The sequence below is a fragment of the Providencia sp. PROV208 genome (genome assembly GCF_028479465.1).
GTDB lineage: Bacteria > Pseudomonadota > Gammaproteobacteria > Enterobacterales > Enterobacteriaceae > Providencia > Providencia alcalifaciens.
In genome coordinates, this window is record NZ_JAMPNS010000004.1 from 304559 (window position 1) to 318106 (window position 13548).

Genomic DNA, 13548 nt, shown 5'->3' on the forward strand with positions numbered 1-13548 from the left:
TTTAGCTTTATTTATTAACAGGCGTTTTTTATTAATGGATTTAAGTACGACTACTTAATTAAGGGTAATTAATTATTTTCTATTATTTAGCAATATTCATATTTTTATAACCAAAAAAAGCCCCCATTTTTTCAAATGAAGGCTATCTTTAAAATAAAATTAGGAAGCTAATAATTACTTATAAAGCTTTTTAATTTCTTGTGCGGCTGCAAAACCACGTTTTGCTTCTTTTTCTGCAATTTCAACGGACAGACCAATGTAAGAACGAGGGTCTAGCATGGCTTTGATTTCATCATTGCTAAAAGCGTCTGTGATAGTTTTGTTTTTGGTCAGGTTAGTATAAAAATCCTCACCATCCGCCGCAGTTTTGATGGCTTCTTCATACAGTAATGAGTGCGCTTTATCTTTACCCAGCTTCTCTGCCATTTTCATCATCACGTATTCAGTATTATCTAACCCTTTGTTTCTAAGAACGTTGTGCAGCATTCTCTCTTCGTGAGGTACCAGAGTTCTCGAAAGCTCTTCGGTTCTTAATAAAATTTCAGTGGTCAGTTCCAGCGCTTCTTCGATAAGCCCATCGAATAACATATAAGAGCTACTATCACCTTCATACGGTCTGACGGCAGAATACATCCCAACACTCGGTAACGAATACAGTTTTTGGGAGTTAGCAATAATCCCTTTCGCCAGTTTCGGGTTGATTTTGTGTGGCATGGTGCTGCTGCCCACAGTGCCTTTGGTGAATCCTTCAGACACTTCCGCTATTTCTTCCAGCGTCGTGCTGTAAACTTCTTCCCCGATTTTATGGCAGATATTCGCCATCAGCGCTAAGTTTGCCATGTACTCTAATTTATGGGTGCTTAGGTTACGTGATGGCACTTCCATCGCATGCATACCCGTCAGTTCAGCAACACGTTTTTGTACTTCTAAACCAATACCCGGCATGGAGTTAAACGCGCCCACAGCACCACCCATCATGATGGTAAATACGCGCTTTTCACACTCTTTCATACGCTGGTAGCAGTCGATGAAATCGCTGATCCACACGGACACTTTGTACCCGTAAGTAATTGGGATAGCGTGGCGTCCATGGGTTCTGCCCGGCATCACCATATGCTTAGTTTTTTCAGCAAGGCCCGACAGGTTTTCGATGATCTCACTTAACAGCAACATAAATTTATTATGTACCGTTTTCATCATGTACAGCTGCGAGCTTTGCTGAATATTTTGAGTGGTAATTCCGTAATGGATGTATTTACCACTCTCTTCAGAACATGCATTCACCAATACTTTTAAGAAGGGAACGAAGCCGTGCCCAATTTTTTGGTAAATGCGGCTCATCTCTGCAAAATCAATGTTCTCAATAACCGCTTTTTCTTTAATTTCATCAGCCGCTGACTGGGGGATGAACCCCGCTTCAGCTTGCGCTTGAGCTAACATGGATTCAAACATCAGCCAAGTATTGTATTTGGCTTCATCCGATAACAGGGCTTTTATGCCACGGTCATCGATAGTTTTACTCTTAGAATCATATAAGGCTCTCATCATATATCCTTTTATTTCTTCATGAACTCATCAACAGCGTTGCGAACAAATTCAACTTTCGGTCCATACACTACGTGGACGTGGTTTGCCGATGGAAAGAAGAATGCGGTACATCCTGATTCCAACATTAAATCTTTATCAATTTTATTCACTTCTGCGACATCAATACGCATACGGGTAATACAGTTATCTACGTTACGAATGTTCTCTTTACCGCCTAAGGCTTCAACAAGGATCTCGGCGATTTCGCCATAACGTTTTTCTTTAATTAAAGTATTTTTCAGGTTGCTAGACTCTTCACGACCTGGGGTTTTGATATCAAATTTGATAATCGCCCAGTAGAAGATGAAGTAAGTCACCACGGCCAAGCCGCCACCAATCAGCACTAAGAATATCCAGTTAGTGTGTTCGTACAGCAGGCCGAAGATAGTGAAGTCAAACACGGTTCCACGGATATACCCGATAGCAACGCCAGCGAATGACAACAACACTGCACCAATACCGACGATGATGGCATAGATTAAGTACAGCAGCGGGGCGATAAACACGAAGGTAAATTCGAGCGGTTCGGTAACGTTACCGAGCATTGCGGTGAGCACCATGGTCACCAACATTGATTTAACTTCAGCGCGGTTCTCTTTTTTCGATGTTTTATAGATAGCTAATGCAATGGCAGGGAATAGGAACAGCGTCACCAGCATTTGTTGCTGCGCCATAAAGCGCGTCAGGCTTGGCATCATTGCCCAGTATTCACTACTTGGACCTTGCTTAAATAACACTTCTGTTAAGGCTGGAACGACACCGACAAAGGTCTGTCCATCAATAACATAGGTACCACCAGCTTCGGTAAATCTAAACAGAACGTTCCAAACGTGGTGTAACCCGAATGGAATAAACAGACGTTCACCCCCTGCGGTAAAGAATGGGCCGACAGGACTTAGGAAGACGGCAGAAAGCTTCATCAAGCCTTGAACTAATACTTCCCAGATAAACGGTAATGTTCCACCGACCATGATCATTAAACCGACCATGATAATCGCAACCGATTTTTTACCTGAGAAGAAAGCGAAGGCGGTTGGCAGCTCGAGGTTATAGAATTTATCGGTGGCCCATGCACCAATTAACCCTGTAATAATTCCCCCAGCGGCACTGATGTTTAAGGTTTGAATACCTAAAACCTTAATCTGTCCTACTTGACCCATAATCGCCGGATCCGCCAGTTTACCGGTGAGCACTAACCAAATATTCATGGTGATGATCAACGAAAGGTAACCCACAACGGAGGCGAAGACGGCGATTCCTTTATCGCGCTGACTCATTCCATACGCGACCCCCATGGCGAACAGTAATGGAATATTGTCGAAGATAACGCCCGCAATAGAACGGATACTGACAAGTAATGCGTTAACGGTTTCATTGCCGAGGAAAGGGAATCGAGCAATCATGTAGGTTTGAACTAATGCACCACTGATCCCCAGTATCATACCAATTGGAGCCAGAACCCCGATTGGCAGGAGCAGTGTCCTACCAAAGCGCTGGATTGACTCACCAAACTTTCTTTTAGCCATATTTTTTCCTAATGACGAAGAATTATTGAAATTAACTGGAATACTAGCACTGGGTTTTTTAAATGAAATGATGTTACGGTTTTAAATATTATCTCAGGTCATGCTTTAAGACCTAGGTCATTTAAATAAAGTAAATCTTTAAAAATCATGTTGATAATGATTTTCTTATCAATGTATTAGGGATTTTTTAAATAAATAATTATTTTAAAAATATCAAAAATAATTGAGTGAGGCGTAATTAACTAACTTTAAGCTAAATAAAAGAGAATAGAGGAACGTATTTACAGTAGATTTTCTAATTCATTAATAAGTAAATCTACCAGAATAAAAAATCCGGTTCTCGATTTTGAATCATCGCGTTTGGTGTCATAACTGTCGGCAAAGCAGAAAAGCGTGTTATTCGCATATGCGGTGAGTTCATTGGTATGAAAGGCGGTCATACTGATGATATTGGCTTCTTTCAGTTGAACGATTTTGGCGGTTTCGATGATCTTTTTCGTACCGCCTGAAAGAGAAATAAAAATGACGGTATCATTTTGGTTAACCAGACGAGTAAAGGAGTCAGAAAGGTTGTAATCATTGATAAAAAAGCAATGTAATCCGAGGGAGAAGAGTAAATGCTCGAGATAATAGCCGACGGCTTTACTGGTTCCTCGTGCCACTAGGAAAATATTTCGTGAACCGTGCAATATTTTCGCACAGTCCCGAATTTGGTCTTCATTAATCAGCGTGAACGTTTTATGAATATTATTTTCGAGCTGCTTTTTATATGACGCTGGATTTTTTTTCTCAGCTTTATTCTGTGAGAGTATATGATTATTAATTTGGAATTTTAGTTCTTTAAACCCACTAAACCCTAATTTCTGGGATAAGTTAATAATGACTGTTTTAGATACAAATGTTTTGGCAACTAATTCATTAATATTTAAGTAGGGAATATCGGCAATGTTATCGGTAAGATATTTTAATACTTTTTTTTCACTGACGGTTAAGTTGTCATAATTCTTTAGAAAATCCAGCATATCTCACCTGATCAATAGAGTATCAAAAGCCCATTTTAGTCTGGGTTCGCGTGTTATTTATGATGATATCGACACTGTGTGAAGTGAGCAAAAGCTCAACAGCGTTGATTATACGTTAAAGCCGTATTTTATGCAGGTTTTCCGAGAATTTTTTTGATGTGAATGACTTATAAGGTCGATAATAATACTTATCTATTTAAGCTAAGAATATAAAAATGAGACGGACCTCAACCAGAGTCTAAAAGATTAAAAACGCCTTGTGATAAAGCACATCACGAGGCGTTTTTGTTTATCCCAATTCCTGCTCAATCATTATTTGAGTTGCCAAAGCGTTCCTTCAGAAATAACCGCGCTGCCATGAGAAGCAAATAACATTAGCTTGCGCGCATTAGGCTGGGGATATATACGGCTAGACATTGCGGCGTCACCATCGTTGACAAAGACTTCAACGGAGGAGCGGTCAATAAAAATACGCAATGAAAGTTTATCGCTCGTAGGTAATGGAATGCTGCGATAACCGTCCAACACATATTCTGGGTAGTGCCGCCAGAGCACTAAGCGTTGAGATTGGCTATCAATATACAGCTCTAATCCATCGCCAACTTTATTACCTAGCGCTATGCCATATCGTTCTGCATGGCTTTGGCGTATATCCCAAACGAGTTCTAATTCGACGGCGCTGGCATGGTCGAGTAACACTTCTGTTTTACTGATCGAGTGCGGCTCAATAGGTTGGCTCTGTTGGCGCAGTGAGTTGGCTTCAATCACTGGGCGTTGGCATAAATGCCCATCTCGTTCAAATAACTCGCGTGGTAAGGTTAAGCAGCCCGCCCAGCCTTCTTGTTTTGATGGCATCACTGATTCCCACATATCCATCCAAGCCATAATGACACGGCGACCATCCGCTGTAGTGAAGGATTGTGGAGCGTAGAAATCGTGCCCGTTATCTAGTTCAGTCAATTTTTGGCTTTGTATAAATGCACTTCCTGCTTGCCAATGACCTTGGATCACTCCTGATTGGAAGCGGTTACGATATTGATAGCCTTTGCTTTGTTGAATGCCTTGTGGGGAAAACATCAAATAGTGGTGGCTGCCACAAGGGAAGAAGTCTGGGCATTCCCACATATAGCCGCCATCCAGATCCGCATGTGCGAGGATCCTATCGAGCTGCCATTCTCGCAATGAACGACCTTTATATAGCAGCGTTTGTCCACAATTAGCGGCATCTCGTGCCCCCACCACCATCCACCAAGTGCCATTTTCTTGCCAAATTTTTGGATCGCGAAAATGCATAATGCCTTCAGGGGGAGTGAGGATAACACCCTGTTTTTCAAAGTGAATACCATCAGTGCTTGTTGCCAAGCATTGAACTTCGCGGATTGCGCTATCATCGCCTTCTTCTTTGAGCCATACATGTCCGGTATAAATCAGCGAAAGTACTCCGTTGTCATTCACGGCACAGCCCGAAAAACACCCATCACGATCATAGTCATCACCCGGTGCTAAAGCGATAAGTTGGTGCTGCCAATGGATCATGTCGTGACTTGTTGCATGACCCCAGTGCATAGGTCCCCAATCTGCACTCATTGGATGATGTTGATAAAAAGCATGATATAAGCCATCAAAATAGATTAAACCATTTGGGTCATTCATCCAGCCAGCAGGCGGGGCGAGATGGAAGTCAGGGTAATAAGTATTGCCACGCTGAGCTTTAAGTTGCTCGAGAGCAAACTGTGCTTGCTGAAGTTGTTGTTTCATAATTCCACCGTTTTTTTCGACGTTGTCATGGGGTTGCTGACGGTTGATGTGTTTTCTGATTGCAGAAGTACGCTAGAGATTATCGTCATGGAAATGACGATGGCGGCGAGGATCATATAAGTATCGGCGAAGCCTAATGTGTCATAGCCGTACCCTGCTAACGGGGATAAGAATGAAGCACACAGTGACGCCGTAAACTGGAAGCCGACTAAATAGATGGTTGCGGATAAGCGTTTATCAAATACAGACGTAATGTATTTAAATAATGAAATTAAGAGAATAGGAAGTTCAACGGCATGCAGTAGCTTCATTAATGAGATAGTGATGGCGTCATCGGCAAGTCCTGAACCCAAAATACGTAGCGCCATGATCAAACCACTTAACAATAGACCCCGTTTAGCACCGATACGATTTACAAGGAAAGGCGCTAAAAACATCCCGCCTGCCTCTAAAAAGACCTGAAGCGAATTTAAGTAGCCGAACATCTCATTGCCTTCATTTTGATTCGCAAACAGGGAGGCAAAATAGACTGGAAATTGTTGGTCGTAGACGTTATAAACACTCACACCACAGACAAATATTACTAAAGACCAAAATGAGCGCATACGTAAAAGTCCCAGCGCATCAAAGACAGTTAGCGATTGAGTTTTACCGAATTCAAGTTCGTTCATAGTATGAGGACGAACGTTACGTAAACGCCATAACAGAATGATAAACAGCAGTGCGCTGACAGACCCCATGGCGAAATTTAAGTTGGGATCAATATTAAATAACAGCCCAGCAAAGAAAGTGGCACCCGCCCAACCCAGCGATCCCCACATACGGGCACGCCCATATTCAAAGCTCGCGATGCGGCTAACCCGTTCAGTGTAGGATTCAAGTGCACCGATACCAGCAAAGAACGTCGCCCCGACATAAATCCCTAACGCTGCGGCACCCGCAAAAATGTTCCATTTTAATAACGGAGTACAGACAAAAATAAACCAAGGTCCACTGATTAATAACAACCCACCCAGAAACCATAATAAATTTTTGCGTAAACCGAGTCTGTCCTGAATAAATCCATACAGAGGCTGTGCACAAAAAGCCGTTAGACTAATGACTGAAAAAATAATGCCGGTATCAGTACCCTTTAAGCCAATTTTTTGGCTGAGCCACAGAGAGACTAAGGAAAACACGGATGACCATGTCCAAAAGAATGTAAATAATAAGCCGCTTAATGTGAGATAGGCATGTATGTTAGCGCGTGTTTTTTTGCCCATAGCTATTCTCCTACTGTCAGAATACCTATATTGTTAATGTTAACATCAGCATTAGAAAAGAAGGCATTGTGCATAAATATGATGTTAATCACCAATGTTAACATTAACATTGGTGGTATGTGAGGGGTGTCACAGGTTTTTTATTATCACAATCATGTGGCTATTTTTTGGTTGATATACTCCGATGAAAAGACGTTGGATAAGTCATTTCATCGCTTAAGACACATGTCGAATTTAGAGCGCAGAGGGCAAAATGGTACTCTTAAAAGATGTCGCAAAGCTGGCTGGTGTTTCAATGATGACGGTTTCAAGAGCGATTAATAATCCTGAGAAACTGAAAAAAGAGACACTGGCGCGTATTCAAAAAGCAATTAGCGAAACGGGTTATACCCCTGACCTCTCTGCACGCATGATACGCGGTACGCGTTCAGGACAAAAACCGCGAACTATTGGCGTGTTAGCACTTGATACGGCGACCTCGCCATTTTCTGTCGATATTACGCTCTCTATTGAAGAAACGGCGCGTTCACATGGTTGGAATAGTTATGTTGTGAATATGCTAGAAGGTGATGATCCTGAAGCCATCGCGAGTCTGCTTTTTTCGCATCGCCCTGATGGCATTATTTATACGACAATGGGGCTACGGCAGGTTGAAATAACCAAGCACATGATGAAAGTTCCACTGGTACTCGCCAATTGTGAAAGTTTGAATGTACAGACTGCCAGCTATGTGCCGGATGATGAAGATGGGCAATATAACGCGGTTAATGCACTATTAAATGCAGGTTATCGTCGACCATTGTGTCTATATTTACCTGCCAAACATCCAGCGACTATCCGTCGATCTCTTGGGGTCAAACGTGCTTGTGAGGAGCATGGTATTCATGCCGACACGCTCATCCATCATTTTTTGATGATGGACAATTATTCGGATATTCCTGAAATCGTGCGTCAGCAGATCCACCATGGTAAAGCGAACTTTGATTCAGTCATCTGTGGAAACGATCGGATCGCCTTTATTGTTTATCAGATCTTGCTAGAAAGTGGATTAAAGATCCCAAAAGACGTGGCGGTGGTTGGCTATGACAACATGGTTGGGATCGGTGAATTATTTATCCCTCCTCTTTCAACGGTACAGCTTCCCCATTATGAGATAGGCAAGCGCAGTGCGTTGCATATCATTAATGGGGAGACACACCGAGATACTGTTTATATTTCATCGCCTTGGCTACCAAGGGATTCAATTTAATTTTTAACTATTATCTGTGGAGTAATTTATGACCGATAAAGTGTGGGTCCTTGGTGATGCTGTCATTGATCTGATCCCTGAAAGAGATGGTTGCTTATTACAGCTTCCGGGGGGAGCGCCAGCTAATGTTGCTGTTGGTGTCGCTCGCCTTGATGGGCAAAGTGGGTTTATTGGTCGTGTCGGGAACGACCCGTTTGGTCGCTTTATGCGCCGTACACTCGCGCAAGAGAATGTGGATATCGCTTATATGAAGTTAGATCCACAACATCGCACATCGACCGTGGTGGTTGAACTTGATGACGAGGGGGAGCGGACTTTTACGTTTATGGTACGCCCTGCTGCAGATCTTTTCTTAGAAATTGAAGATTTACCCATATTCCAGAAAAATGAGTGGTTACATGCTTGCTCTATTGCGCTGAGTGCTGAGCCGAGTCGTAGCACAACATTTCATGCCATGGAAATGATTCGCCGTGTAGGGGGCCGAGTGAGTTTTGATCCAAATATTCGAACTGACCTATGGCAGGATGAAACCCTGTTACGTGAGTGCTTAGATAAAGCGCTGACATTTGCATCTGTGGTGAAGTTATCCGAAGAGGAACTGTTTTTTCTAAGTGGTAAAACCGATATTCAGCAAGGTATTACACATCTTTCAGCGCAATACTCTTTTGATTTACTGTTGGTCACTTTAGGTAAAAACGGCGTGATGGCGTGTTGGCAAGGCAATATACTGCATTATTCGGCTAGATCAGTCGTGGTCGTTGATACTACTGGCGCGGGAGATGCTTTTGTTGCTGGTTTATTAGCTGGATTGTCTGTCTATGGTTTGCCCCATGATGAAAACACACTTGGTATCATTATAGGGCAAGCACAAATTTGTGGTGCGTTAGCCACGACTGCGAAAGGGGCAATGACGGCATTACCTTATCGTCAAGCGCTACAAAAGAGCCTTTAGTATGATTTTGTTTTTATGGATATTGTGAAAATGCAGCAAGGACGGAACGATTTATCAACGTGATTTGCCAGAAAAGCAAAAAAACGCCACTAGGGGGAAAAGCCTTCTTTTTGAAGGCTATTGAATCATGTTATGGTGGGAATATAGTCGTATTTTTTATTGCGAGAGACATGTTTATCTTCTGAAAATACACTTGGTATAGTGCGAAATAATTCTTCGGTGGTTAACCCCTTGTGATAATTCCTTGTAGTTAAATCTCTTCATACGGGTCTGTCGGAAGTCGGATGCGGTAGTATACATGTTCAGTTCTAAGGAAGGACTGGCTGGGGGGCCTTCCTCAACACCCCAAATGTCTGAGTGACCAACAGCAATCTAAATTTGTGTCAACTCCATAAATGAAACCATAGTCTTAAATGTATGTGTCATTTTTAATGCAACTTAATGTGATATAAATCAAAAACATCAATGACTTAAGCTAAATTCAATGTCATTAAATGTCATCGAAATAATATTTAGACATGTTTTTTACACTTCGATGTATTGAATACATAATTGTTACCAATCATGTAATGAAAGAATAGAGGTTAGCTGATTGAATTTTATTAGTATTTTCATATTTTTCATGATGATTCTTTCAGCTTTGATAATTTTTAAAATGTAACTATGAAAAAATATTTTTTTCAACAGATAAAGCTAAAATTTACTCTTAATTTGAGTTTTTATGGAGTTTATTACTAGTCATTTAAGCTGCGTTATGAGTAAGGATATTGTAACCTTTTGTAATTTATTGGTTTTTATAAAATCAACGCAGGAGTAATGTGTAAATTATGCCTTGGATGAAAATACTGCCAAATTTAGCCCTATTGTTTTTTACTCCTGATTTGTTTAAAAATAAAAACAGATTCATGGTGATGTATTTATTTTATTTAATATTTTTGAAATTGATTCTTATTTAATGTTTTAAGGTTTATGAATGAGTTTAAAAAAAATAGAGAGAAGGAGAGAATTATTTTCTCGAGCTATTGCAGATGAAATTGCATGCTTAAGAAGAAATAAATTATTATCAGGTAGACAATTAGGCTCACTCATTGGCATTTCACAGCAACAAATTTCACGCTATGAAAATGGCATTTGTGAAATAACTTTATCCACGTTATGTCTTTTGCTTCATTATTTGGAGATATCTTTAGAATCTTTCTTTTTCTTTGTTTCGAAACGAATAGAAGCTGAGTTATCAGGGCTTAACAGTGAATTTAATTTATTATTTAAGAAATATGAGACTATAATATAAAAAATTATAGTTAGATTAACGATCTCTTTATTAAATAAATATATAAATCTTATTTCAATTAAATGATATTAATATTAAATGAGGGCTGAGGTTGTATGCTTGAAAAGTTAATTAGAAAAGAACTAGAGATTTAGTCATGATTTAACAGCAAGACATCATATAATTAAATAGCAAAATACTATCATTAAAAATAGATTTAAATAAAAGAGTAAAAGGCGGTTGGTTTATTATTATTCTTGTTACATGAGAATGCATTTCATCGTTCTGATAGAAAAGAAAAAATAAAATTATACGAAATGGCAATTTTGTATAATTTTATTTGATTTATTATTTTCTGCTTTTCTGAATCGGTAATTGAATAAATATTGCAAATTTAGTTTTTTGTAATCAATCGAAATTTTCGAAGAGAAATAGGCTTTAAATAGTTTTATATAAAAATCAAGTGTAAGAGTAATTCTGTCTCCATGTGGTGTCGTACGTTTTTATCATTATAAAAGAGGTTCAATATGAAAATTAAATTAGCATCTATTACTGCATTAATGTTAGCCGCTGGTGTTGTAAGCTCTGCAATGGCTGCAACAACAACAACGGTCACGTTTAAAGCACAATTACAGAAAGGAACTTGTGATATTGCAACAAGCTCTGGCGCTATTGTTGATTTCGGGGTTTTCACTGCTGATAGCATTACCCAAGATCCAACAACATCTATTGCTAAAAAAGACTTCAACTTAGTATTAACGAACTGTGCAGGTGCTGAAACTACTTCTGGTGCATTAAGCTTATACGCAGATGGTCAAGCAAGTATTTTTAATCCAGCGCTGTTCGCAAACACGGATGCAAAAACATTAGCAGTCGGAATTAAAACTAACCCGACTTCAGGTACAGCGACTGAAATTAAACCAAACCAATTAATTAGTGTTAATCAATCATTGGTTATGAGTAAGGATGAAGAAGGTGCTGTCACTGACGTTGATGGTAATGCAGTAAATCTATTACCAATGCAAGCAGACTTGTTCGCACTTAATGGTGCTAACGATACAGATATTTTGAATGTACCTGTTATCTTTAGCGTCGCTTATAACTAATTAAAGTAGGGTGATTACAGTTTTGTAATCACCCTAATAAAAGTCTATGAAAAATACACTGTCGTTAAAAATTTGGCTGTTGATTATTTTATCTAATTTCTTATTGTTAAATAACTTTGCTTATTCCGCTGGAGTCGGTATTGATGCCACGCGCATTATTTACTCGCAAGGTGAAAAAAGTGTTTCTGTGACACTCAGAAACAATGATGAAAAAACGAATTATCTCACACAAATCGCGATAACGAGTGAGCAATATCCTGATGCTTTTGAAGTCGCGCCACCCTTATTCCGTTTAGAAAAAATGAGCCGACAAGACGTGCGTATTATGTTAGTTAATAATCAACTGCCTAAAGATAGAGAATCGGTTTTTTATTTTAAAGCCCGAATGGTACCAGCGAGAGATAAAAATAGTGAAGGGGTGATTATCGGTTTTGACAATATTATTAAATTATTTTATCGGCCTACCGATTTAAAGCAAACAGCTAAAGAAGCACAGTCATCGCTAGTATTTAAAAATGTTGGTAATAAAACGGAGGTTATCAACCGTTCACCTTATTACATCAGTCTATTTAACGTGACGTTGAATAATAAAGCGATAGCCATTAATTCAGACAATAAAAATAATATGATAGCACCATTTTCAAGTATTAATTTTGACCTAAAAGTACCAAAAGGAGCGATAGCAAAATGGACCGTAATTAATGATTTAGGAGGCTATGATGGTTACTCAGCAGAAATTCAATAAATGTTTTTTAGGATTACTATTGCCCGCGGTTTTATTACCTAATATCAGTTTAGCCGATGAAAGTGCAACGATTTATTTTAGTGGCACAGTGGCTAATGCCACGTGTGAATTTGCCGCTGATAGCGATCAAGAAGTGATATTTGATGAACCTTTTAGCAGTAGTGTGCTGAATGCGCTGCAGCCAGGTGAAGAAAGTGATTATCGTAAATCCTTCATGGTGGAATATAGCTGTGAGGGTATCTCAGATGACGCAGAGTCTATCGATATCATCATCACGCCAGTCAGCAGCACACAAATAAAAAATAATGTGTTGTATGAAGACGACGATATCAATGTGGGATTTTTATTGATGAATTGTGGTGATGACAATGGTGCATGTGAGGAAGTGATTTTCTCGGGCGATGAAGCTACTGTCGAGTCAGGGACTGGCGAGCATTATTTTGAAGTCGTTGCTGCAAAAATTGATAATCAAACCATAACATCAGGTGATATTGATGCTGCTATTGAACTCTCACTGCAAATACCATAACAAGAAAAAATATTTGGTTATTTTTTCGTGGGTGTTTTCTTTATTGCTTTCTGTGCAAACGAAAGCGGATAACGACTCGATCCGGTTTGAATTTACGGCTTATGTTGACCAAGAGCCATGCGAAATTATTGTCGAAGATCTTTATGCTGCTACTGATGAAATTGATTTCGGCATTGTATCAATGCAGGAAATTATTGAGCAAACACAGAAGAAGCAATTCGAAATTATTTTGCAAGACTGTGAAGGTGATTTTTCAACTAGCTCCATCAAAATAACCTCTGGAAGCACCGTTGATGGCTCAAATGATTATGTCTTTAATAGCAATCCTGATGCTTATTTTGGTGTCGCTATTATGGATGAAGATGAGCAAGAGAATTTTGCCGTGGGTGATACTGTTTTTGATGATATCGAAGATGGCGATGAACACATAATCTTAACGGCGGTACTAGCTTGTTATAATTTGGGCAACAGTTGCTCAGAAGATGATGTGGGTGAATTCACGGCACATGTCACTTTTAGTTATTTCTCAGATTAAGGCGACT

General features: G+C 39.7%; 12 protein-coding genes and 1 pseudogene. 7 read left to right on the plus strand and 6 right to left on the minus strand.

Features of this window, described 5'->3' with window-relative positions; all coding sequences use genetic code 11:
* Positions 1-174: 174 nt before the first annotated feature.
* From PR766_RS04765 to PR766_RS04785, 5 genes are all read right to left on the minus strand, one after another.
* Positions 175-1545 carry a class-II fumarase/aspartase family protein gene (locus tag PR766_RS04765; protein ID WP_154636308.1) on the minus strand — a complete coding sequence of 457 codons (1371 nt, stop codon included), beginning with the start codon at positions 1543-1545 and terminating at the stop codon, positions 175-177.
* 11 nt (positions 1546-1556) lie between these two features.
* On the minus strand, positions 1557-3113 hold the full coding sequence (locus PR766_RS04770) for a PTS transporter subunit EIIC (protein WP_006658525.1): 1557 nt from the start codon (positions 3111-3113) through the stop codon (positions 1557-1559).
* A 281-nt stretch (positions 3114-3394) separates the two neighbouring features.
* Positions 3395-4135: a MurR/RpiR family transcriptional regulator gene (locus PR766_RS04775; RefSeq protein ID WP_006658526.1), complete on the minus strand. Its 741-nt coding sequence runs from the start codon at positions 4133-4135 to the stop codon at positions 3395-3397.
* Between the two features lie 312 nt (positions 4136-4447).
* The gene (locus PR766_RS04780; RefSeq protein ID WP_230086812.1) at positions 4448-5896 is read right to left on the minus strand and encodes a glycoside hydrolase family 32 protein; all 1449 of its coding nucleotides are present in this window, start codon (positions 5894-5896) and stop codon (positions 4448-4450) included.
* Positions 5890-7155, minus strand: coding sequence for an MFS transporter (locus tag PR766_RS04785; protein ID WP_154636243.1), 1266 nt, complete (start codon positions 7153-7155; stop codon positions 5890-5892). The genes PR766_RS04780 and PR766_RS04785 overlap by 7 nt, the downstream gene beginning before the upstream one ends.
* Before the next feature lie 253 nt (positions 7156-7408).
* On the opposite strand from PR766_RS04785, the gene PR766_RS04790 reads away from it, so the two are divergent.
* Both PR766_RS04790 and PR766_RS04795 read left to right on the plus strand, forming a co-directional pair.
* Positions 7409-8404, plus strand: a complete 996-nt coding sequence (locus PR766_RS04790) for a LacI family DNA-binding transcriptional regulator (RefSeq protein WP_154632994.1) — start codon at positions 7409-7411, stop codon at positions 8402-8404.
* Between the two features lie 28 nt (positions 8405-8432).
* Complete coding sequence (locus tag PR766_RS04795) at positions 8433-9356, plus strand: aminoimidazole riboside kinase (RefSeq protein WP_036978157.1); 924 nt, start codon at positions 8433-8435, stop codon at positions 9354-9356.
* Between the two features lie 128 nt (positions 9357-9484).
* Here the strand turns inward: PR766_RS04795 and PR766_RS04800 are convergent.
* A pseudogene (locus PR766_RS04800) lies at positions 9485-9583 on the minus strand (DUF932 domain-containing protein); the annotation flags it as partial.
* Positions 9584-10329: 746 nt separating this feature from the next.
* Here PR766_RS04800 and PR766_RS04805 point away from each other — a divergent pair.
* The 5 genes from PR766_RS04805 to PR766_RS04825 all read left to right on the plus strand — a co-directional run bounded on the left by PR766_RS04805 (position 10330) and on the right by PR766_RS04825 (position 13541).
* A complete protein-coding gene (locus tag PR766_RS04805; RefSeq protein WP_036963350.1) occupies positions 10330-10647 on the plus strand; it encodes a helix-turn-helix domain-containing protein in 318 nt (105 codons plus the stop codon).
* Positions 10648-11153: 506 nt separating this feature from the next.
* On the plus strand, positions 11154-11732 hold the full coding sequence (locus PR766_RS04810; RefSeq protein WP_051459478.1) for a fimbrial protein: 579 nt from the start codon (positions 11154-11156) through the stop codon (positions 11730-11732).
* A gap of 46 nt (positions 11733-11778) precedes the next feature.
* Entirely contained in the window at positions 11779-12477 is a 699-nt protein-coding gene (locus PR766_RS04815) for a fimbrial biogenesis chaperone (protein ID WP_154636242.1), read from the plus strand.
* A 19-nt stretch (positions 12478-12496) separates the two neighbouring features.
* Positions 12497-13006 carry a fimbrial protein gene (locus PR766_RS04820; protein WP_179896986.1) on the plus strand — a complete coding sequence of 170 codons (510 nt, stop codon included), beginning with the start codon at positions 12497-12499 and terminating at the stop codon, positions 13004-13006.
* Complete coding sequence (locus tag PR766_RS04825) at positions 12972-13541, plus strand: fimbrial protein (RefSeq protein ID WP_036978155.1); 570 nt, start codon at positions 12972-12974, stop codon at positions 13539-13541. Before PR766_RS04820 ends, PR766_RS04825 begins: the two co-directional genes overlap by 35 nt.
* The last annotated feature ends 7 nt before the right edge of the window (positions 13542-13548 follow it).

Coding starts and splice junctions, on each gene's coding strand:
- PR766_RS04765 (WP_154636308.1), bottom strand. CDS start 1,545: ATGAGAGCCTTATATGATTCTAAGAGTAAAACTATCGATGACCGTGGC.
- PR766_RS04785 (WP_154636243.1), bottom strand. CDS start 7,155: ATGGGCAAAAAAACACGCGCTAACATACATGCCTATCTCACATTAAGC.
- PR766_RS04770 (WP_006658525.1), bottom strand. CDS start 3,113: ATGGCTAAAAGAAAGTTTGGTGAGTCAATCCAGCGCTTTGGTAGGACA.
- PR766_RS04825 (WP_036978155.1), top strand. CDS start 12,972: ATGCTGCTATTGAACTCTCACTGCAAATACCATAACAAGAAAAAATAT.
- PR766_RS04805 (WP_036963350.1), top strand. CDS start 10,330: ATGAGTTTAAAAAAAATAGAGAGAAGGAGAGAATTATTTTCTCGAGCT.
- PR766_RS04790 (WP_154632994.1), top strand. CDS start 7,409: ATGGTACTCTTAAAAGATGTCGCAAAGCTGGCTGGTGTTTCAATGATG.
- PR766_RS04795 (WP_036978157.1), top strand. CDS start 8,433: ATGACCGATAAAGTGTGGGTCCTTGGTGATGCTGTCATTGATCTGATC.
- PR766_RS04775 (WP_006658526.1), bottom strand. CDS start 4,135: ATGCTGGATTTTCTAAAGAATTATGACAACTTAACCGTCAGTGAAAAA.
- PR766_RS04810 (WP_051459478.1), top strand. CDS start 11,154: ATGAAAATTAAATTAGCATCTATTACTGCATTAATGTTAGCCGCTGGT.
- PR766_RS04815 (WP_154636242.1), top strand. CDS start 11,779: ATGAAAAATACACTGTCGTTAAAAATTTGGCTGTTGATTATTTTATCT.